Here is a 17773-nt window from a genome sequence, read left to right as displayed (position 1 = left end):
CGGGATCCAGCACAGGATCCCGGCTCGTCGAATCGAAGCGGAACTACCGCGATGCCCCGATTACAGCGTGGAGCGCATCAAGATGACGTTGTACTGGGAGTGCACAGTCGTGAGGAAGTACAGGTCGCGGCCGGTCTGGTACGGGAAGATCGACGGTGCGTACGCGCTGGGCAATTCGCGCGTATCGATCAAAACTTCGGGATCGCTCCACGGGCCTGCCGGCGAGGGCGCACGCCGCATGACGACCGAATCGAACGGATCGGTGGTCAGTGAGATGAACTGCCCGAGGTAGGAGTTGTACATCACCGACATTTCACCGACGCCGAACATGATCGGCGCGGCCGCGTTGACGTCGTTCTTGCGCCATCGGCCGCCGTCCCAGTACTCGTACTCGTCCAGGTTGGCGACATCGCCCTCGGGTACGCGGGAGACGTAGGCGGAGTGATTGCGCCCCGACGGAGTGCCGTACACGTAGAGGTATCCGCCGTCCTTCAGGTAGGAGTTCATCTGGAAGTTGGCGTTGCCGCCCTCGTTCGGGCGCCGGGTCGATGGCAGCTCGGCCCAGGTCTCGCCGTTATCGCCCGAGGCGGCGATGCCGGAGAAGTTGGTGGTCCACTGACCGGCGTCGTCCCAGCTCTTCACCGACATCAGGCTCATGTACTGAACACCGTTGACCGCGATACCGGCGGTCGGAATGCGGCTGATTTCGATGAACGGGATTTTCGGGCTCGGAATCAGGTCGCGGGCCTGGCCGAATACGTCGCGCACAACGCTGTCGAAGTAGATACCGCTGGCCGGGTCCTGTGTGTGGCTACGCACCAGGACATTGCTGCGCCATGCCCACATGCTGCCTGCGAGCAGGTTCGGAAGCCCGAGGCCCGCGGTGTCACCGAAGGCCGTCAGCATTTCGCCGTTGCCGTTGTCCCACATAATGCCGAGATCGGTGCCGAGCATGTTGTATGCCTGGGTGTTGTTCGGACTGGCCATGCCGGTGACCTGGAATACCGCTCGGCTGCGCCCGACCAGGTTGGGCAACCCGTTGGTGCCGTTGAGAACCGGAATCGGGTTGATGGTGTTTGGGTTCGCCGAGGCGGGGGTAGTCGCCACCAGGAGCAAGGCCGATGCTCCCGCCAGCGTGGACAGCAGGATCGATGCGGTCTTGTTCAAAGTCTGGAGCCCTCCCGTTTCTCGCCGAAATAGACCGATACACACATGCCTTTTGTGTGTTTCGTGCCATATTTCGACTGGCTGGCAAATCGTGGGAAATGTTAACAGTGAATCCGGGGAAATGGTGGTGGCATGCACCACAGGTCTTCGAAAGTCGGATGTTACGTCGCCGACTTTTTGCCCCGCGTGGCGGCCAGCCGCAGAATTAACGGCAGTTGCGTCGCCCGCTCGATCGCGAAAGTTCGTCGCGCGCCGGCCTGCCAGGAGCGGTCGAAGAGGCGTTTGGCGCCGGCGACGGCGTGCGGCGACCGGGTCGCGATGCGATCGGCGAGCCTTTCCGCCGCCGCGACCGGGTCCGCGGTCACCTCGGTGACCAGGCCGATCCGTTCGGCGTAGGGCGCGTCCACGGTGTCGGCGGTCATGGTCAGCAGCAGAGCCTTGTCGATGCCGATCAGGCGCGAGAGGGTCGCGGCGCCGGTCATGTCCGGGACCAGGCCGTGTTTGGCCTCCATCACCGAGAATTCCGCGTCGGGTGTCGCGAATCGGAAGTCGGCGGCCAGCGCGATCTGCAGGCCGCCGCCGTAGCAGCGGCCGTGCACCGCCGCGATCACCGGCACACGCAACCGCTGCCAGGCCCAGCACGCTTCCTGGAAGGTATTGGTGCCGCGCCAGGGCAGTGGGAAGAAGCTGCGCACGATGGCCAGCGGGTCGCCGGTCGTCTTGCCGATGTCGAGCCCGCTGCTGAAGCTGGGGCCGTTGCCGGACAGGATGACCGCGCGGATGTCCTCGCGGTCGGCGATGGTGTGCGCGGTATCGATCAGTCCGCGCAACATGTCGATGGTCAGGCCGTTGTGCTTGTCCGGCCGGTCCAACGTGACGTAGGCGCGGTTGCCGTCGAGTCGCAGCGCGATATCACTGCCCATTATCAAATCTTATCCGTGAGTCAGTTCGCGTCCAGATGCCGTTGTGCGCCTTACCGTCAATGCTGACGGTAACTCCGGATGTGCCGAGCGGAGGACCATATGCTGCCAGCGGGATGGCGCCTCGCCCGCCATCGCCGCAGCCGGTGCGGCCGCGCTATCGGCCGTGGGCATCGGCATCGGCATCGGCATCGACGACGTCGCGCACGTCGACCTGTACTCCTGCTTCCCGGTCGCCGTGATCGTCAGTGCGCTCAACCCGGCTGGCGCGCGGATACTGTTGCGTGCGTCGGATGCCGAAACCATCGCGGTGTTCACCGATGGTGACCCGCTCGGCGCGGGTGTCGATATCACTGCCGCCAACCAACTCACCCTGCTCACCGAGAGGACCGTCCGATGACCGACCTGGTACTGATCGAACAGCGCGACGCCGTCACCGTGCTGACCGTCAACCGCCCCGAGGCCCGCAATGCCATCAATCTGGCCACCGCGCAGGCGATCGAGGCCGCCGTCGACGAGTTCGAGGCCGACGACTCGGCGCGCGTGCTCGTGCTCACCGGCGCGGGCGGAACCTTCAGCGCCGGAATGGATCTCGTCGCGGCCTCGAAGGGTGAGATGCCGATGACCCAGCGCCGTGGGCCGCTCGGCATCGCCGCGAAACCGCCGCTGAAGCCGATGATTTCGGCGGTCGAGGGTTTCGCGCTCGCCGGTGGTTTCGAGCTGGCGCTGTCGGGCGACCTGATCGTCGCCGCGAGCGACGCACAGTTCGGCATTCCCGAGGTGCGGCGCGGACTGGTCGCCGCGGGCGGTGGTGTGCTGCGGCTGTCGCAGCGGCTGCCTCGGCCGATCGCGGCGGAACTCGCGCTGACCGGCGGGCGCATCGACGCCGAACGGCTCTACCAGCTCGGCCTGGTCAATCGCGTCACCGAACCCGGCGCCGCGCTGGAGGGTGCCCTGCATTTGGCCGCCGAAATCGTTGCGGCCGCACCACTGTCGGTAGCGGCCAGCAAGCGGATCATCGATGAGTCGCCCGAGTGGACGGTCGCCGAGTCCTTCGCCAAGCAGGGCGAAATCGCCCTGCCCGCACTGTTGTCCAAAGATGCCGCCGAGGGGGCGCTGGCCTTCGCGCAGAAGCGTGAACCGCAGTGGCAGGGGCGCTGAGGTCATGACCGAGCGCGTCCGGGAGACGCAGGCGCAGCGCCGCTCGCGTATGCGAACGCGACTTCTGGACGCGGTGGTCGAGAGCCTCATCGAGGTCGGCTACGCGGGCACCACCACCCTGGAGGTGCAGAGACGAGCCGCCGTCCCGCGCGGCACACTGCAGCACCACTTTCCGACCAAGGCCGATCTGCTCGCCGGCGCCGTCGAGCACGTCGCAAACCAGCGATTCGGCCAGCTGACAAGGGAATTCGAGGCGATTGAGCTCGGTTCCGATCGGCTGGAGACGGCGGTGGAACTCACCATGCGGATGCTCAGCGGCCCCACTTTCCTTGCCGCACTGGAAATGTGGGTGGGGGCACGCACCGATCCGGAATTGCTCGCCGCATTCCTGCCGCTGGAGCATCGACTGTTCGACCTGATGCACAACAGCATTCGCGATATCTTCCGTCAGGAATTCCCCGACGACCCACGCATTCCGACGATCACCGAATTCACCATCGAAATCATGACCGGTATGGCCATGCGCGCATTGCTGACCGGCGATATCGACCGCAATCGAATTCTGCGGCACCGTTGGCGAAATGCGGTCGCGATTCTGCTCGGAAGCCAGGACCCCGGAACTCTTACGCAACCGCCGCCGGGGTAGTCGAAAGTTCAGCGTGCCACTACTGCGGGCAGCGAGCGATGGTGTCCCGGAGGGCTTTCGCGCAGCCGGTGGGGTCGTCGTAGAACGGCGTGTGGCCGCTGCCGCGCAGGGTTACGTGCGCGGCATTCGGCAGCACGGCGCGGGCGCGGCGACTCTGGGTCGCGTAGGTCAGCAGAACATCGCGGTTGCCCCAAGCGATGGTGACGGGCACGTCTGCGAGACTACCGATTTCGTGTAGTTCGGCCTCGGCGAACGAGGCGAGCGCGTCATCGAAGCCCGCTGCGTCGACCGCGCCGCCTACCGTGTCGAGGGCGATCTGCGTGGAGACCGACCACGGCTTGCCGAAAACTAGGCCGAGGAAGGTGGTTCGGCCGGCGGCGGTGCCGAAGATCGCAGGCAACGCGGGCCGGATCCTGGCGGCCAGCGCCCTCGACTTGCCGAGCGACTGCTGGCACCAGATGCGGCCGGGGGTGTCCCAGAATCCGATCGGGGAGTATGCGGTCACCGATCGGGCGAGTCCACGTGCGCCCAGATTCAGGCTGATGAGCCCGCCCATCGAATTACCGGCCAGGTGTGGTCGCTCGATACCGGCGGTGGCGAGGAAGTCGGCCAGCGCGTCGGTGATCGTGTCGACGGTGGTGTGCGCGATGGCGGTGGAGTCGCCGAACCCGGGCAGGTCGACCGCGATGACGTCGAAGGATTCGGCGAGGGTGTCGATGATTGGCTCCCACACCTGCCACCGGCTGCCGATTCCGTGCACCAACACCAACGGTTCGCCGGTGCCGGTCCGGTAGTGGTTCAGCGTCGTCATCCCGGGGATCCCCGCTTCTCGCGCTCGGCCGAATGCGATCACAATAACAGCAGTCACCAGCCATCAGTTCGCGATCGCACCGCGGCCGTCGGTGGCCCTGGATCGCCGAGATCGGTCGATGAGTCGTCGCGGCAGTGGCTCGTCGCAGCCGAGATGCTAGACGAGGACCACGGGACATTCTCGCGGTGACCGTGCACCGGCACGGCTGGGTCCGGGCGGGCTATATCGGACGCATCTATCCTGGCCGGCTGGCCGAACGGGTCGACGAAATGGCCGCCGATGAGCTCGAACGACTCGTCACCGGGTTGCGCGCGGCCATGGATTTGCGACCTGTTGCGCCGGACCGGGATTCGACTCGGTCGGCCATGACTTACCGCGGTGGGGCATTATCGTTGCGGCGCCTGCGCGGCGGCCGATATCTCTCACGATCGAACCGAAAAGAGGAGTCAGGTGCGGATAATCCTGATTGCCACAGCACTCGTCGCACTGCCGGTACTCACGGCATGCGGTAGCGACAAGGAGGCAGCGCCGGTGACACCCGCGGCGCTGTCGAAGTCGCTGCAGGACAAGGGCCTGCAGGATCAGAAGTTCGCGGACTGCGCGGCGAAAATCTATGTGGACCAGGGCATCTCGCAAGACGGCCTGCGAACCATGATCGGCGGCGAATACGACGCCAAGGCCGCCGATCCGGAGTCCTTCGGTATGAGCAAGGAAGACGCGGACAAGGCCCGCCAGGCCACCTCCAAGGTTGTGAGCGACTGCTTCACGCCGAACTGAGACATGAGGTCATCGCGCGATCACAACCAGCTCGATCCGCGCCGATGACCCGGCAATGAGATCCTCGGCCATCCGCACAGGCTTCTTGACAGGAAGCACATAGGTGGACCGGGACTTATCGGGGAACAGCGAGGTCGACCAGCGGCTCCCGCCAATGGTCACCTCCACCCTCACCGCCCCGAACCCACCGGCCCGATGCCTATACATCTCCTCGATCTCATCGGCGATCCCCTCGGGCAGGTCCACGAAATGCCACGAGCCCTGCCCGGTGTGCTCCCACATCCGCGCCGTAAACGAGTACCGCGAACCAGCCACGAGGTGACTCTAACGTCGGGCACTGACAGATTCGCGGGGTCGGTACGAGCGCACCGTTTCCACGTTCGCGGCGCTCGCCACAGCACTCCGGGATGTCGGCGAGCTACCGGTTGGTCAGCTGGGTGCGCAGCTGGATTCGGCCGGGAGGGTGAGAGTGATGAAGTACTCGTCAGCGGCGGTGGTGGTGCAGCGGGTGCGGTTGTAGACCCCGTGACCCCAGCCCGCGTAGGTCAACAGGGCGGCACGGGGCGTATCGGCGACGACCTGGGTTGCCCACTCGTGCGGTGTCGCCGGGTCGTGCAGGGAGTTCATGACCAGAATCGGTGCGCCATCGCGGATGTCGGGGTGGTGCTGGGGGTTTTGCGGTGCGATCGGCCAGCCCGAGCAGAGAGTGCCCGCACCCCAAGCGAAATGGGCGCGCAAGGTGGGTGCATTGGTGTTCTGTTCGTGCCAGAGTCGCAGCCAGTCCTGCTGATCCTCGATATCGAATCGCCAGTCCGAACACATCGCTAGCTGCGGCATCGGCGTCGGCTCGCCGGAGCGCTGGGCCAGGGTCGGCGGCACGGGGCTGCTCGCCGGTTGATCGATCAGCGTCTTCAAATCCGTTGCGAGCCGCGACCATTCGGGCGCATAGAGTCGTTGGGTGACCTTCTGACTCAATTCGAGCGAGCCAAGTGGCTTGTCCGCGAACAGCAGTTCGTCGCGTCCGGCCTTCGCGAACAACTCGCCGTAGATCTGATGCACGTCGGCGCCGTGCAAAACGCATTGCTCCTCCCGCGCGCACCAGGCGGCGAATTCGTCGAAGGTGTCCTGACCCGCGCGTGCCTCGGAGGCAAGGAACTCGCGTCCATCCAGGCTGTGATCGTCGACGCTGTCCATCAGCGAGGCACGCAACCGCTTCGGAAACAGCTCCGCATAGGCCTGGGCGGGCATGGTGCCATAGGACCGGCTGTAGAGCGTGAGCTGGTCCTCGCCCAGCGCCGCGCGCAGCGCATCGACGTCCCGCGCCACACTCGCCGCGTCGAGATGATCGATCAACGGCCCGGTGTAGGTTCGGCAGCTATCCGCGAGATCCCTTGCGTAGGAACGCACTTCCTCGATCCGCCCACCGGCGTCCGGTACCATATTCGGCTGGCTCGCGACCAGCCCGCTATCGCAGCGAACCGGGTGGCTACGCTGCACGCCACGCGGGTCGATGCTGACGATATCGAACCGCTCCCGCAGCTGCGGCGAGAACTTCCCACCCCGCAGAATCTCATCGACCCCGGACGATCCCGGCCCACCCGGCAGCGAAACCAGCGTCCCCACCTTGCGTTCGACATCACCGGCTTGTTCCCGCACCACCGCGACATCGATCGTCGCCCCCCGCGGCCGCGCCCAGTCGACCGGTACAGCGATTGTCGCGCAATCGAATTCGGCATTCTCACGACAGGGTTGCCAGTCCAACGTCGGCACCGGATCGGCCGACGAGGCACAAGCTGACAGTGCGACCATCACGGCCGCCGACAGCACACAGAATATGTTGCGACGCAGATGCATACCTAGATAGTCACCGCGAAGCACGGCAACCCACATCACCCCAGCGGCCGATTGCGACTCACTCCCCGGTGCTAGTGTCCTGGTCCTGAAATTTTCGCCATATATTTGGTGAGGGAGTCGAGGATTTCGTCGGCGGTCTTGCGCCAGGTGAATGGTTTCGGGTTCTGGTTCCAGTTGGTGATCCAGTCGCGGACGTCTTTCTCCAGTGCGGCAACGCTTTTGTGGACGCCACGGCGTAGGAGTTGGTCGGTGAGGAATCCGAACCAGCGTTCGACCTGGTTGAGCCATGAGGAGCCGGTCGGGGTGAAGTGCATGTGGAAACGGGGGTGTTTGTCCAGCCATGCTGTGATGGCCGGGGTCTTGTGGGTGGCGAGGTTGTCACACACCAGATGCACGTCCAGTTCGGCGGGCACTGTCTTGTCGATCGCGATCAGGAATTCCTTGAACTCGACGGCGCGGTGCTGCGGGTAGATTTTCGAGATCACCGTGCCGTCGGCGATGTCGAATGCCGCGAACAGGTCGCTGACACCGTGGCGGGCGTAGTCGTGGGTGCGTCGTTCGGGCATGCCGGGCATCATCGGCAGTACCGGTTGGGACCTGTCCAGGGCCTGCATCCCGGATTTCTCGTCGACACACAGCACCACGGCCTTCTCCGGTGGGTTGTGATAGAGACCGACGACGTCGACGACCTTGTCCACGAATCGCGGGTCGGTAGACAGTTTGAACCCGTCGACCAGATGGGGTTTGAGCTCGAACTTTCCCCAGATACGTCCGATCGTCGTGCGCGACAACCCTGTTCGTTCGGCCATCGAGGTCCGTGACCAGTGCGTCGCGTTCGGTGGCGTCTGCTCCAGCGTCGCGATCACCACGTCTTCGACCTGGTCGAGCAGGATCGAGGGAGGCCGTCCGGGACGCGGCTCGTCGACCAGCCCTCCCAAACGCTGCTCGACGAACCTCGCCCGCCAGCGGGCCACCGTGGACTCGGTCACCCGCAGATCGGCAGCGACCTGTTTGTTCGACGCACCCTGCGCGCAGGCGAGTACGATCCGGCACCGCAACGCCAACACCTGCGAGGTCTTCGCGCGACGCGACCAACGCGTCAACTGCTCACGCTCGGCATCGGACAACACCAGGGCGGTCTTCGGCCGCCCTCCACGCTCACCGTCACGCAACCCGTCCAGCCGTGATACAGCAAATCGCTTGCGCCACTTGATAACCGTCATCGCCGACACACCGAGATCAGCCGCCAACCGCGCGTAAACCACCCCAGGCTCGGCGCAGGCGAGCACGATCCTGGCCCGCACCGCCAACCGCGACGAACCCAACGACCACGCCACCAACTGATCCCGCTCACCGTCATCGAGAACGAACTCACCGACACACCCAGAACCCACCACCCACAACACTATAGAGAATTATGGCGAAAACTTCAGGACCAGGACACTAGTTGTTGTGGGGCATGAGGTTGGTGACATCGGGCGGGGTGTGAGCTGAGGGGCGGGTCTTTCGGCGGCGGGATGAGAAACGCCAATCCCTGCATCCGGACCAAGAAGGACCCGCCGTAATGCCCCGCTGCCGAGTCGGGTGGTGTCGAAATTCGCGGACGGGTGGTGTCGATCGGCGACCAAAGCCAGATGATCGACGTTGGTGTGGCCGCATCGATGCTGTCCGTTGCCAGTGAAGGTGGGCTATCGCCACTGAACCTGATCCATCCACGAGATATCAGGTGCGCGAAGGCAGCCCAGGCGCGGCCTTCGCGCGGGAAGTCGGTTGGGTGGTGTGACTGGCATGGCGCGACGCGCCGCTGGTACGACCCGCGCCGCGTCGGGTTGGATCGCTCGCTAATTCGCTCGCATGGCCGATCTGCGCAGTGGTTATCGTTGTCGTCCTGCGTCATTCGATTTCGGTGGTGTTGGTGAGTATGACGACTGTGAAGCGGTAGAGGTCGGCGCGCAGGGATTGCGCGGCGTAGGCGCGTCCGGCGAAGCGGTCCAGGCAGATGCGGGCATCCTGGTCGGTGGCATCACTGATTCGGATGCTGCTGTCCTGGGACATCCGGATGACCCCGAATCATGGTGTGAGCAGGTAAGTCCAGACGAATATCGACGTCACCCGGGGATAGTGGCAGGTGGTCAGGGCTGGGGTTTGGACGGTTTGGGCGTCGGCTGCTTCGTGGTGTCCTTCGCCGGTATGGTGTGCCCGGCGACTTGCACGGTGCGGATCAGGCGGTAGCGTTCAGTGCCGGTCTCGATGATCTGCCCGCCGCAGGCCAACCCACCTTCAACCTGTGCCTGCTGGCGTCGTCTCGAGCTGATGAGGATCTTCGGGAGGCGGTGAGGGGTTGGCCTCGAAGCACTCGACCTTGCCAGTGGTTTGGAGTCGCGGCGCAGTTTCTCCTACCTGCGGGCGATCCGACACCGACTGACACCGTACGACGACCTGAGCGACGTACATGAGTTCCGCAGGCGCGTGCTTACGGTGACTAAGCGGGCAGACTGAGCGCCCGATACAGGCCAATCACCGTTGCTGCGCCAACGATTTCACTGCGATCGATCATCGCCACCGCCTGATTCAGCGGGACCCATTGAATGTTCTCGGCCTCGTTTATGTCCGGGGTCGTGTCGGTGAGGTCAGCGCCGCGGGCCAGGTAGATTGCCTGCGGCTGGTCCAGGGTGCCGATCGCTGGCTGGTATGTGACCAAATGTTCCATAGACCGTGGGCGCCAACCGGTTTCCTCTTCGACTTCGCGGGCTGCCGCCTCGGCGATATCCTCGGAGTGATCGACGTATCCGCCTGGCAGCTCCCACACCCACTTGTCGATGATGAACCGGTGTCGGTACATCAGCAGTGCTTCACGGTGGTCGTTGAGTACCAATGTCATTGCGCAGCACGGCATCCGGGCTATGTATTGGGTGAACTTCACCCCGTCGGGCAGTTCGACATCGACGGTCGAGAGCTTGATGTGTCGATTCTCGTCCACGACATGTTCGCCGTGAATCGTCCACTGGGTACGAGTCACGACCCGACCGTACCCCAGGCTCGACCGGGGGAGCCATGACTATGCGACCTCGGTCAGGTGTTACACACGCACTGATCGTCGAGGGGTGGCATGTACACCACGCCTAGGCAGTCGTCGCATTGGTGCGTGCGGTGCCCTGATCGGGTGTCGGTCATGCAGGGCACCCACCCGACAGTCACGTGTCCTGGACGGAAGACGTGGCCGTTGGGGCAGCGTGTGGGCGCGGGCTCAACCCAGCCGTGCGCGGTCTGCACGAGTACGCCGGGTGGGACGACGCGCCCGTCTACGGTGTAGAGCGGCCGCATCCCTCGATCGTGGCACATGGGTGGGGTTCGCGCAGGTAATAGCTAGCACGCGGCAAATGGCTACAGGGTGTGTCCGAAGTGAGGGTTTGATGGAAACCGATGGCCATAGTGTTGGCCACACGGACTTCTGGGCTAGGGTCGCCTGCTGAAAGCTGCTGGTAGGCAATGGCTTTCGTGGAGCCGATGACGGGAATCGAACCCGCGCTGTCTGCTTGGGAAGCAGAAGTTCTACCATTGAACTACATCGGCCTACGCGTGAGCGCGATCGCGAGCCTACCAGACCGGGCGCTATGCGGCGCAAGTCTCAGTGCGTTGGCCCTGGTACCAGGCCCTGAACGGGCCTGGTCCTCATTTACTCCTTACTTTCAATCAGGGACCGCGAAGTCGTCCAAGAAGTCGCGAGTATCGACGGCGTCGTGGGCGGGGTTGGATGTAGAACCGCTTAGTGACCTCGCTGGTTGAGTGCCCGAGTTGCGAGGCTGCCTTCTCGGGGTCTTTCTGGCCGATCTTGGTGCCGACGGTCTTGCGGTAGGTGTGGGGGTTCATTGGGAGATCGACCAGGCCCACGCGGGTGCGGGCGTCGGTGATCGAGGAGTGGACGTTGTTGGGGTGGCGGATCGTCTTCGCGCGGGACGCGAAGACCAGGTCTTCTACTCCTGGAGTACTAGGTTCCACCAGGGTCGGCCGCTTCTCGACTGCGGCCGTCCTCAGCACTACTTCGACTCACCGGTGCAAGCAGTGCGCACGCGGTTACGGCGGTAACCAACGCTTGACGTAACTCGTTGAACTACAACGCATACGGGAATGCGGTAGAAAACCAGGCCGGCGCCGGCAGTGCCGCCGCGAACTTCCCCGACCACACGATCGGCTGCCCGCCACGGCGCTGGCGACGGACGAGTCGGCGGGGTCCGAAGCCCCCGGACGTGGCGGCGAGAGTTCAGTCTTTCGGCCCTGTCGAACGCACGTGGGCCGACGGTGTGCGCCGGGATCGGGTCGCAATTGACCGAGTGCCCCGACATCGGGCACATAGGGCCCTATCGCGCCCGATCCATGTGGACGACGGTGAAGGCATCGACACCAACCGTAGGAGGGAGTGAACCATCGTGAGTATCGCCAAACGTCTGGCCCTGCTGTTCCGGGTCAAGGCGAACAAGCTGCTCGATCGCGGCGAGGATCCCCGGGAAGTGCTGGATTATTCGTATCAGCGTCAGCTCGAAATGCTTGCCCAGGTGCGGCGCGGTCTGGCTGACGTCGCCACCAGCCGCAAACGGATCGAACTGCAGGAGAATCAGTTGCAGCAGTCGGCCGATCGGCTACAGAGCCAGGCAGCGCAGGCCGTCGGCCAAAGCCGAGACGACCTGGCCCGTGAGGCGCTGACTCGCCGCGCGGCGGTGCAGGCCCAGCTCGAGCAACTGCGACCGCAGCACGACGAACTCGCCGCGCAGGAAGCGAAATTGACAACAGCGTCGCAGCGCCTGCAGGCGAAGGTCGAGGCTTTCCGCACCCGCAAGGAGACGATCAAGGCTACCTACACCGCTGCCGAAGCGCAGAGCAAGATCGGTGAGGCGGTCACCGGAATCTCCGAGGAGATGGGCGATGTCGGTTTGGCGATCCAGCGCGCGGAAGACAAGACGGCCCAGATGACCTCGCGCGCCCAGGCGCTCGACGAACTCATCGCCAGCGGTGCCCTCGACGACGCGACGGTGTCCACCGGAGGTCACGATGATATCCAGGCGGCCCTGGACGTCGGCGCGGGCAGCAGCGTGGATACCGAACTCGCCCAGCTGAAAAGCCGGGTCACCCCGGCCATCGAGGCACAAGGAAGGCCGGGGTCATGATCATCCGGATTCTCGGCGAGGGGCAGTACTCGGTGACCGACGCCGATATCGCCGAACTCAACACACTCGACGACTTGCTGCTGAAGGCGGCCGATGCCGACGACACCGCCGGTTTCGCCGAAATCCTGCATCGGTTGCGCGACACCGTGTGCCAGCGCGGCACCGTTGTTCCCGAGGACACGCTCGTCGTTTCCGATCTGGTATTGCCTTCGGCCGGAACAGCATTGACCGAGGTTCGGGCGATGCTGGCCGACGACGGCCTGATTCCGGGATAGGCTGTGCAAACCCGATTCCGTCCGGACCGCCAGCTCGCCGCCCGCATGACGCTGACGATGTTCCTGCTGGGGCTGGTGTATGTCGCGTTCATCGCCGCCTTGGTCGTGCTCATCAAATCGGTGGTTGTGATCGTGTTCATCGTGGGCGCGCTCGTGTGGGCGCAGTTCTGGTTCTCCGACCGAATCGCCTTGTACGCCATGCGCGCACGCATCGTTACCCCGCAGGAGGCGCCACAGTTGCACGGCATCATCGACCGGCTGTGCGCGACCGCGAACATGCCACCACCGCGCGTGGCGATCGCGGACACTGACATGCCGAATGCCTTCGCCGCCGGTCGCAGCTCCCGCCGCGCGGTGCTGTGCGTGACCACCGGACTGCTACAGCGGCTAAATGGCGAAGAATTGGATGGCGTACTGGCGCACGAACTTTCCCATGTGGCACACCGAGACGTGGTCGTGATGACCACCGCCTCGTTCCTGGGTGTGGTCGCCGGACTCGTCGCCCGTTTCACGCTGTACTCCAGTATGTTCGGCGGCAGCCGGGATCGGCGCGGCGACAGCCTGTTCCTGCTCGTCCTGGCGGTGATGGCGGTGTCGGCGGCGGTGTACGCGATCAGCTTCCTGCTCATCCGGGCGTTGTCGAGATATCGGGAATTGGCCGCCGACCGTGCCGGTGCCATCCTGACCGGTCGTCCCTCGTCGCTGGCGTCGGCCTTGACGAAGATCAGCGGCGACATCGCCCGGATCCCCAGTCGTGATCTGCGTGCCGACCAGGCGTTCAACGCGTTTTTCTTCGCTCCGGCGCTTGGGGCCGACACGAGCCTGTCCACGCTGCTGTCGACACATCCCAGCCTGGAGCAGCGCCTGGACCAACTCGCCAGGATTGCCACCGAACTCGGCCGGGAAGCCTGAGCGGCAATGGGATTCCTCGACGCACTCTTCGGCCGCACCACACCGGTGCAACCGAACCTCGATGTGCTGTTCGCCATTGCGCCGGCCGCCTACACCTTGCAGGCCGCACTCGATGTCACACCCAGCGGGGCCGGAGCTGTGTGCTTCAAGCAGGCCGAAGGGGCGGGCGCTCGACAATCCGAAGACGAGATCCTCGAATTGCTGCACCTGGAACCGACTCTCGCCGTGGCGGTGACCGGCGACGGTTTCGGATTCACCTGGATAACCTGCCGACAGCAGGTCACCGACCTCGCCGCGCTGTTGACTTCGCTGCACGCCGTCAACGCCACACTGGCCGATACCGGTTTCGGCCCGAGCCTGCTGTGCACCGTCATCGGATTCACCTCTGACGACGGTGCGTCAGCGCACCGGCTCGGGCTGGTCTACCTGTTCAAACGCGGCACCATCTACCCGTTCGCCCCCACCGGTGCGCACAGCCGCGACAGTACCCTTGAACTACAGGCCCGCGCAGCGCTGTCGGGTGAACTGCCGATCGAACCGGAACTCGATCGCTGGTTCCCGCTGTGGGATGCGCCTGTGCCCTGAACCCCAAGGCGCGTACGACGGGTTCCTGTTGGTGATGATCGGGTTCCTGTTGCAGTGGCCGACCATCCCGGCGCTGATCATGTTCCCCATCCTGGTCTGGGTCTACACACGACTGGCCCGCAACGAGGAGCGCGAGGTCGCGGCTGGCTTCGGCGACGAGTGGACCGAATGTGCTGCGCGGACACCGGTATTCGTGCCGCACCTGTCCCAGGCACCGCGCCGTGGCCGCGCGATGGGCTCCGGCCCTCGCAGGCGGGCCGCATGAGCACAGACAAAGCCCGAACAAGCCCAGGGTTGGTACGTCCGCCACGGCGCCTCAGATATTCGCAGCCTGCGCCTGCAACCGCAGCCCCTTCAGTGACAGCGCGTTCACCGCGACGATCAGGCTCGATCCCGACATCGATAGCGCGGCGATCTCAGGGCGCAAGGTCAGACCGAATGCGGGCGCGAACACCCCGGCCGCGATCGGCAGGGCAATAGTGTTGTAACCGACGGCCCACCAAAGGTTTTGGTGCATCTTGCGCAGCGTGGCACGCCCGATCCGCAGCGCGGTCGGCACGTCGAGAGGGTCCGACCGCATGAGCACCACGTCGGCGGTTTCGATCGCCACATCGGTGCCCGCGCCGATCGCGATGCCGAGGTCGGCCTGCGCCAGCGCGGGGGCGTCGTTGACACCGTCACCGACCATCGCGATCTTGCGACCATCCTGTTGCAGCGCAGCGATTTTCGCGGACTTGTCACCGGGTAGCACTTCGGCGATGACGGTGTCGATGCCGAGCGTGCCCGCGATACGTTCGGCGGTGGCCTGATTGTCGCCGGTCAGCATGACCACCTCGACTTCGAGATCATGCAACTCACGCACCGCCGCCGCGGAGGACTCCCGTGGCGCGTCGGCGATCGCGATCAACGCCGCCACCTTGCCGTCGATCGCTGCCAGGACGGCGGTGTGCCCGGTGCCCGCCAGCCGGTCACGCTCGACGGTCAAAGCTCCCACCGCAATCCCCTCACGGTCGAACAATCGCCGGTTCCCGACAACCACCGTGTGCCCGGCCACGGTCGCGATCGCACCATGCCCGGGAACGCTGTCGAACCCTTCGGCCCGTATACCGTCGACACCGACGGATTCGGCGCGGGCCACGATCGCCGCCGCGAGGGGGTGTTCGGATTCTCGTTCCACTGCGGCGACCAGTCGCAGCACCTCGGCTTGGTCGAGACCGTCAGCGGTGACGATGTCGGTGACTTCGGGTTCACCCTTGGTGAGGGTGCCGGTCTTGTCCATCACCACGACCTGGATCCGCGCCGAGGTCTCCAAAGCCATGGCGTTCTTGAACAGCACGCCGCGTTTCGCGCCCAGCCCGGTACCGACCATGATCGCGGTCGGTGTCGCCAAACCCAACGCGTCCGGGCAGGTGACCACGACGACGGTGATGGCGAACAGGATCGCCGCACTAGACGCACGATCCGAGAACAGCAGCCACGCCGCCAATGTCAACCCGCCGCCGATGAGCGCGACGAACACCAGCCAGAACGCCGCCCGATCGGCCAGCTTCTGCCCCGGAGCCTTCGAATTCTGGGCCTGCTGAACGAGTTTCACGATCTGCGCGAGCGCGGTATCGGCACCGACCCTGGTCGCACGCACCCGTAACGTGCCATTGACGTTGATGGTCGCACCGATCACCTGCGAACCCGCGGCCTTGTGCACCGGCAGACTTTCCCCGGTCACCATCGACTCGTCGACCTCACTGTCACCGTCTTCGACGAGACCGTCGACGGCGATCTTGGCGCCGGGCCGCACCAGCAGCAGATCCCCGACCGCCACCTGCGCGGTGGGGATCTCCACCTCCACGCCATCACACAGCACCACGGCTTTCGGCGGTGCCAGATCGAGCAGCGTGCGAATCGCGTCGTTGGCGCCGCCACGGGCGCGCATCTCGAACCAATGCCCCAGCAGCACAAACGACGCCAAAACCGTCGCGGCCTCATAAAACACGTCCCCGCCGCCAGCGAGGGTGATCACCAGCGAGTAACCCCAGCCGGCACCGATCGCGACAGCGACCAGCACCATCATGTCCAGCGTGCGTGCCCGCAACGCGCGGACGGCGCCGTCGAAGAAGATGCGGGAGGAGTAGAAGATCACCGGCAAACTCAGCAGCAGCGCGAACACATCCTGGCGCAACCCGAACGGCACCGGCAGATCACGGCCGAACATCTGCGATCCCATCGGCGACCACAACATGATCGGGATCGAAAACAGCAGCGCCACAAGGAATCTGTTACGCATATCCGCGACCATCGCCGCCATCGACACGCCCTCGCGCCCACCATGACCCATCGCCTGCGCAGGTGTCGGCGGCGGTTCGGCCTCGATGCGGCGCGCAGGCGCGATCGTGGTCGCCGCGCGACCGGCGTGCCCGTTGTGGGCGGGTTCGATCATGGCATCGCAGACGTGGGCCGGGACCGACTGGCCCCCGCAGTGAAAGCCGCAGTCGCGGACCCAACCGGCCAGCTCGGCCACCGACGTGCGGTGCGGGTCGTAGGCGACGGTCGCGGTCTGCGCGACCGGGTTGACCTCGACCGCCAGCACCCCGGACCGACGCCCGAGCACCGCGGTGACAACGTTCTGCTCACTGGCCCACTGCACCCCACTGACATCCAGGACAGCGGTGCTGCGTCCGATCTGCTGATCCATCCGATTTGCTTCCTTACCGATCATCGCGCCCGAGTCCGCCGGTCTCGAGCGGATTCGGCGCCGATCACATCGGCATCATCATCGGCGGGCAGATTCCCTGTTGGTGCAGCCACATCATGATCGTGTGCATCACCTGCATCAGCGACGTGCTCATGTCCATCACATTCAACTCCTCGAATCGGGGTGTCCAGCGCGGCAGCCCTGTGTCGATACCGATGATCCTGCGGCAACCAGCGACACCGGCAGAGTCCGACGACCTGGACTCGGGCTCCAACGTCCCCAGTGACGTGATCGCAGCGATCCGCAGGTATCCCATTTCCGGCGCCGAATCCAGTTCACTCGTCGGTGAGACCACCGATCTGGCACGGCGCCACCTGGGTGCAACTGTGTGGGCCGACCAGCCCGAACCTGCCCCAACGATCGACCGATCACACCCCTGTCACCAGGGCCATCGAGTCCCCATCACAGGTCCGAAAGACCCCTCCGTGCAGGGCCATCCGATCTGCCGATGGGCAACTGTCCGCGGCTACCCTGGCAGCATGGACATACCCCTATGGGGTTGGGGAGTGGGCGCTGGTGGTCGAGGAGGTGATGGTGATGCCCACCGACCACGATGGCCCCGGCGTCCCGACCAACGGCGACCACTACCGCGATCACGTGACCACTCATCCGTGCGTGTTCGTGCTGTCGGCAACCACACTGGTCATCGGCCTGGTACTGCTGAGCTGGCTGGGCGCCGGCCTCCCCGGCACGCCTGGTCTCGACCCCTGACCACGGCGTCGACGGCGGGAACGATCACCGCCGTGGACAGTGC

The 17773-nt window shown here is 64.9% G+C and carries 20 protein-coding genes, 1 tRNA gene and 1 pseudogene; 10 read left to right on the top strand and 12 right to left on the bottom strand.

From position 1 onward, the window contains the following. Positions 1–60 precede the first annotated feature (60 nt). Both LKE06_RS05575 and LKE06_RS05570 read right to left on the bottom strand, forming a co-directional pair. Positions 61–1167 carry a glycoside hydrolase family 183 protein gene (locus LKE06_RS05575; protein ID WP_227997552.1) on the bottom strand — a complete coding sequence of 369 codons (1107 nt, stop codon included), beginning with the start codon at positions 1165–1167 and terminating at the stop codon, positions 61–63. A gap of 161 nt (positions 1168–1328) precedes the next feature. Then, a complete protein-coding gene (locus tag LKE06_RS05570) occupies positions 1329–2090 on the bottom strand; it encodes a crotonase/enoyl-CoA hydratase family protein (RefSeq protein ID WP_227997551.1) in 762 nt (253 codons plus the stop codon). Positions 2091–2211: 121 nt separating this feature from the next. Between LKE06_RS05570 and LKE06_RS05565 the strand changes: the two are divergent. The 3 genes and pseudogenes from LKE06_RS05565 to LKE06_RS05555 all read left to right on the top strand — a co-directional run. Further along, positions 2212–2487: pseudogene (locus LKE06_RS05565) on the top strand (hypothetical protein); the annotation flags it as partial. Next, positions 2484–3248, top strand: a complete 765-nt coding sequence (locus tag LKE06_RS05560; RefSeq protein ID WP_227997549.1) for a crotonase/enoyl-CoA hydratase family protein — start codon at positions 2484–2486, stop codon at positions 3246–3248. The pseudogene LKE06_RS05565 and the gene LKE06_RS05560, both read left to right, overlap by 4 nt. Positions 3249–3252: 4 nt before the next feature. Then, positions 3253–3894, top strand: coding sequence for a TetR/AcrR family transcriptional regulator (locus tag LKE06_RS05555; RefSeq protein ID WP_227997548.1), 642 nt, complete (start codon positions 3253–3255; stop codon positions 3892–3894). Between the two features lie 19 nt (positions 3895–3913). Here LKE06_RS05555 and LKE06_RS05550 read toward each other — a convergent pair whose 3' ends face one another. Beyond that, a complete protein-coding gene (locus LKE06_RS05550) occupies positions 3914–4705 on the bottom strand; it encodes an alpha/beta fold hydrolase (protein WP_227997547.1) in 792 nt (263 codons plus the stop codon). Between the two features lie 450 nt (positions 4706–5155). Here LKE06_RS05550 and LKE06_RS05545 point away from each other — a divergent pair, with 450 nt between their 5' ends. Next, positions 5156–5482, top strand: coding sequence for a hypothetical protein (locus tag LKE06_RS05545; protein ID WP_227997546.1), 327 nt, complete (start codon positions 5156–5158; stop codon positions 5480–5482). Between the two features lie 9 nt (positions 5483–5491). Here LKE06_RS05545 and LKE06_RS05540 read toward each other — a convergent pair whose 3' ends face one another. From LKE06_RS05540 to LKE06_RS05510, 7 genes are all read right to left on the bottom strand, one after another. Continuing rightward, positions 5492–5797 (bottom strand): DUF1905 domain-containing protein, encoded by a 306-nt coding sequence (locus LKE06_RS05540; RefSeq protein WP_227997545.1) that lies wholly within the window; start codon positions 5795–5797, stop codon positions 5492–5494. Between the two features lie 114 nt (positions 5798–5911). Then, a complete protein-coding gene (locus tag LKE06_RS05535) occupies positions 5912–7336 on the bottom strand; it encodes an alpha/beta hydrolase (protein ID WP_227997544.1) in 1425 nt (474 codons plus the stop codon). Between the two features lie 71 nt (positions 7337–7407). Further along, positions 7408–8733: an IS630 family transposase gene (locus LKE06_RS05530; RefSeq protein ID WP_227997543.1), complete on the bottom strand. Its 1326-nt coding sequence runs from the start codon at positions 8731–8733 to the stop codon at positions 7408–7410. Between the two features lie 496 nt (positions 8734–9229). Beyond that, on the bottom strand, positions 9230–9391 hold the full coding sequence (locus LKE06_RS05525) for a hypothetical protein (RefSeq protein ID WP_227997542.1): 162 nt from the start codon (positions 9389–9391) through the stop codon (positions 9230–9232). 427 nt (positions 9392–9818) lie between these two features. After that, the gene (locus LKE06_RS05520; RefSeq protein WP_227997541.1) at positions 9819–10355 is read right to left on the bottom strand and encodes an NUDIX domain-containing protein; all 537 of its coding nucleotides are present in this window, start codon (positions 10353–10355) and stop codon (positions 9819–9821) included. 480 nt (positions 10356–10835) lie between these two features. Beyond that, positions 10836–10909: transfer RNA gene (locus LKE06_RS05515), tRNA-Gly, on the bottom strand. Positions 10910–11029: 120 nt separating this feature from the next. Next, complete coding sequence (locus LKE06_RS05510; RefSeq protein WP_227997540.1) at positions 11030–11374, bottom strand: site-specific integrase; 345 nt, start codon at positions 11372–11374, stop codon at positions 11030–11032. A 389-nt stretch (positions 11375–11763) separates the two neighbouring features. On the opposite strand from LKE06_RS05510, the gene LKE06_RS05505 reads away from it, so the two are divergent. The 5 genes from LKE06_RS05505 to LKE06_RS05485 are packed head-to-tail and all read left to right on the top strand — an operon-like array spanning position 11764 to position 14535. Beyond that, positions 11764–12498 carry a PspA/IM30 family protein gene (locus LKE06_RS05505; protein WP_227997539.1) on the top strand — a complete coding sequence of 245 codons (735 nt, stop codon included), beginning with the start codon at positions 11764–11766 and terminating at the stop codon, positions 12496–12498. Further along, positions 12495–12773: a PspA-associated protein PspAA gene (gene pspAA / locus LKE06_RS05500; protein ID WP_227997538.1), complete on the top strand. Its 279-nt coding sequence runs from the start codon at positions 12495–12497 to the stop codon at positions 12771–12773. The genes LKE06_RS05505 and pspAA overlap by 4 nt, the downstream gene beginning before the upstream one ends. A 3-nt stretch (positions 12774–12776) precedes the next feature. Beyond that, complete coding sequence (gene htpX, locus LKE06_RS05495; protein ID WP_227997537.1) at positions 12777–13685, top strand: zinc metalloprotease HtpX; 909 nt, start codon at positions 12777–12779, stop codon at positions 13683–13685. A gap of 6 nt (positions 13686–13691) precedes the next feature. Further along, complete coding sequence (gene pspAB / locus LKE06_RS05490) at positions 13692–14270, top strand: PspA-associated protein PspAB (protein ID WP_227997536.1); 579 nt, start codon at positions 13692–13694, stop codon at positions 14268–14270. Further along, on the top strand, positions 14254–14535 hold the full coding sequence (locus tag LKE06_RS05485) for a methyltransferase family protein (protein WP_227997535.1): 282 nt from the start codon (positions 14254–14256) through the stop codon (positions 14533–14535). Before pspAB ends, LKE06_RS05485 begins: the two co-directional genes overlap by 17 nt. 51 nt (positions 14536–14586) lie before the next feature. On the opposite strand, the gene LKE06_RS05480 is transcribed toward LKE06_RS05485, so the two are convergent. Then, a complete protein-coding gene (locus LKE06_RS05480) occupies positions 14587–16959 on the bottom strand; it encodes a heavy metal translocating P-type ATPase (RefSeq protein ID WP_227997534.1) in 2373 nt (790 codons plus the stop codon). A gap of 64 nt (positions 16960–17023) precedes the next feature. Then, the gene (locus LKE06_RS05475) at positions 17024–17275 is read right to left on the bottom strand and encodes a hypothetical protein (protein ID WP_227997533.1); all 252 of its coding nucleotides are present in this window, start codon (positions 17273–17275) and stop codon (positions 17024–17026) included. 281 nt (positions 17276–17556) lie between these two features. On the opposite strand from LKE06_RS05475, the gene LKE06_RS05470 reads away from it, so the two are divergent. Beyond that, on the top strand, positions 17557–17730 hold the full coding sequence (locus LKE06_RS05470) for a hypothetical protein (RefSeq protein ID WP_227997532.1): 174 nt from the start codon (positions 17557–17559) through the stop codon (positions 17728–17730). The last annotated feature ends 43 nt before the right edge of the window (positions 17731–17773 follow it).

The organism is Nocardia australiensis, from assembly GCF_020733705.1.
Lineage (GTDB): Bacteria > Actinomycetota > Actinomycetes > Mycobacteriales > Mycobacteriaceae > Nocardia > Nocardia australiensis.
Note: the sequence above shows the minus strand (reverse complement) of the source record. Positions and strands in the feature narration are given on the sequence as shown.

Coding starts and splice junctions, on each gene's coding strand:
- LKE06_RS05470 (WP_227997532.1), top strand. CDS start 17,557: ATGCCCACCGACCACGATGGCCCCGGCGTCCCGACCAACGGCGACCAC.
- LKE06_RS05525 (WP_227997542.1), bottom strand. CDS start 9,391: ATGTCCCAGGACAGCAGCATCCGAATCAGTGATGCCACCGACCAGGAT.
- LKE06_RS05535 (WP_227997544.1), bottom strand. CDS start 7,336: ATGCATCTGCGTCGCAACATATTCTGTGTGCTGTCGGCGGCCGTGATG.
- pspAA (WP_227997538.1), top strand. CDS start 12,495: ATGATCATCCGGATTCTCGGCGAGGGGCAGTACTCGGTGACCGACGCC.
- LKE06_RS05480 (WP_227997534.1), bottom strand. CDS start 16,959: ATGGATCAGCAGATCGGACGCAGCACCGCTGTCCTGGATGTCAGTGGG.
- LKE06_RS05555 (WP_227997548.1), top strand. CDS start 3,253: ATGACCGAGCGCGTCCGGGAGACGCAGGCGCAGCGCCGCTCGCGTATG.
- LKE06_RS05475 (WP_227997533.1), bottom strand. CDS start 17,275: ATGGGATACCTGCGGATCGCTGCGATCACGTCACTGGGGACGTTGGAG.
- pspAB (WP_227997536.1), top strand. CDS start 13,692: ATGGGATTCCTCGACGCACTCTTCGGCCGCACCACACCGGTGCAACCG.
- LKE06_RS05560 (WP_227997549.1), top strand. CDS start 2,484: ATGACCGACCTGGTACTGATCGAACAGCGCGACGCCGTCACCGTGCTG.
- LKE06_RS05550 (WP_227997547.1), bottom strand. CDS start 4,705: ATGACGACGCTGAACCACTACCGGACCGGCACCGGCGAACCGTTGGTG.
- LKE06_RS05485 (WP_227997535.1), top strand. CDS start 14,254: ATGCGCCTGTGCCCTGAACCCCAAGGCGCGTACGACGGGTTCCTGTTG.
- LKE06_RS05570 (WP_227997551.1), bottom strand. CDS start 2,090: ATGGGCAGTGATATCGCGCTGCGACTCGACGGCAACCGCGCCTACGTC.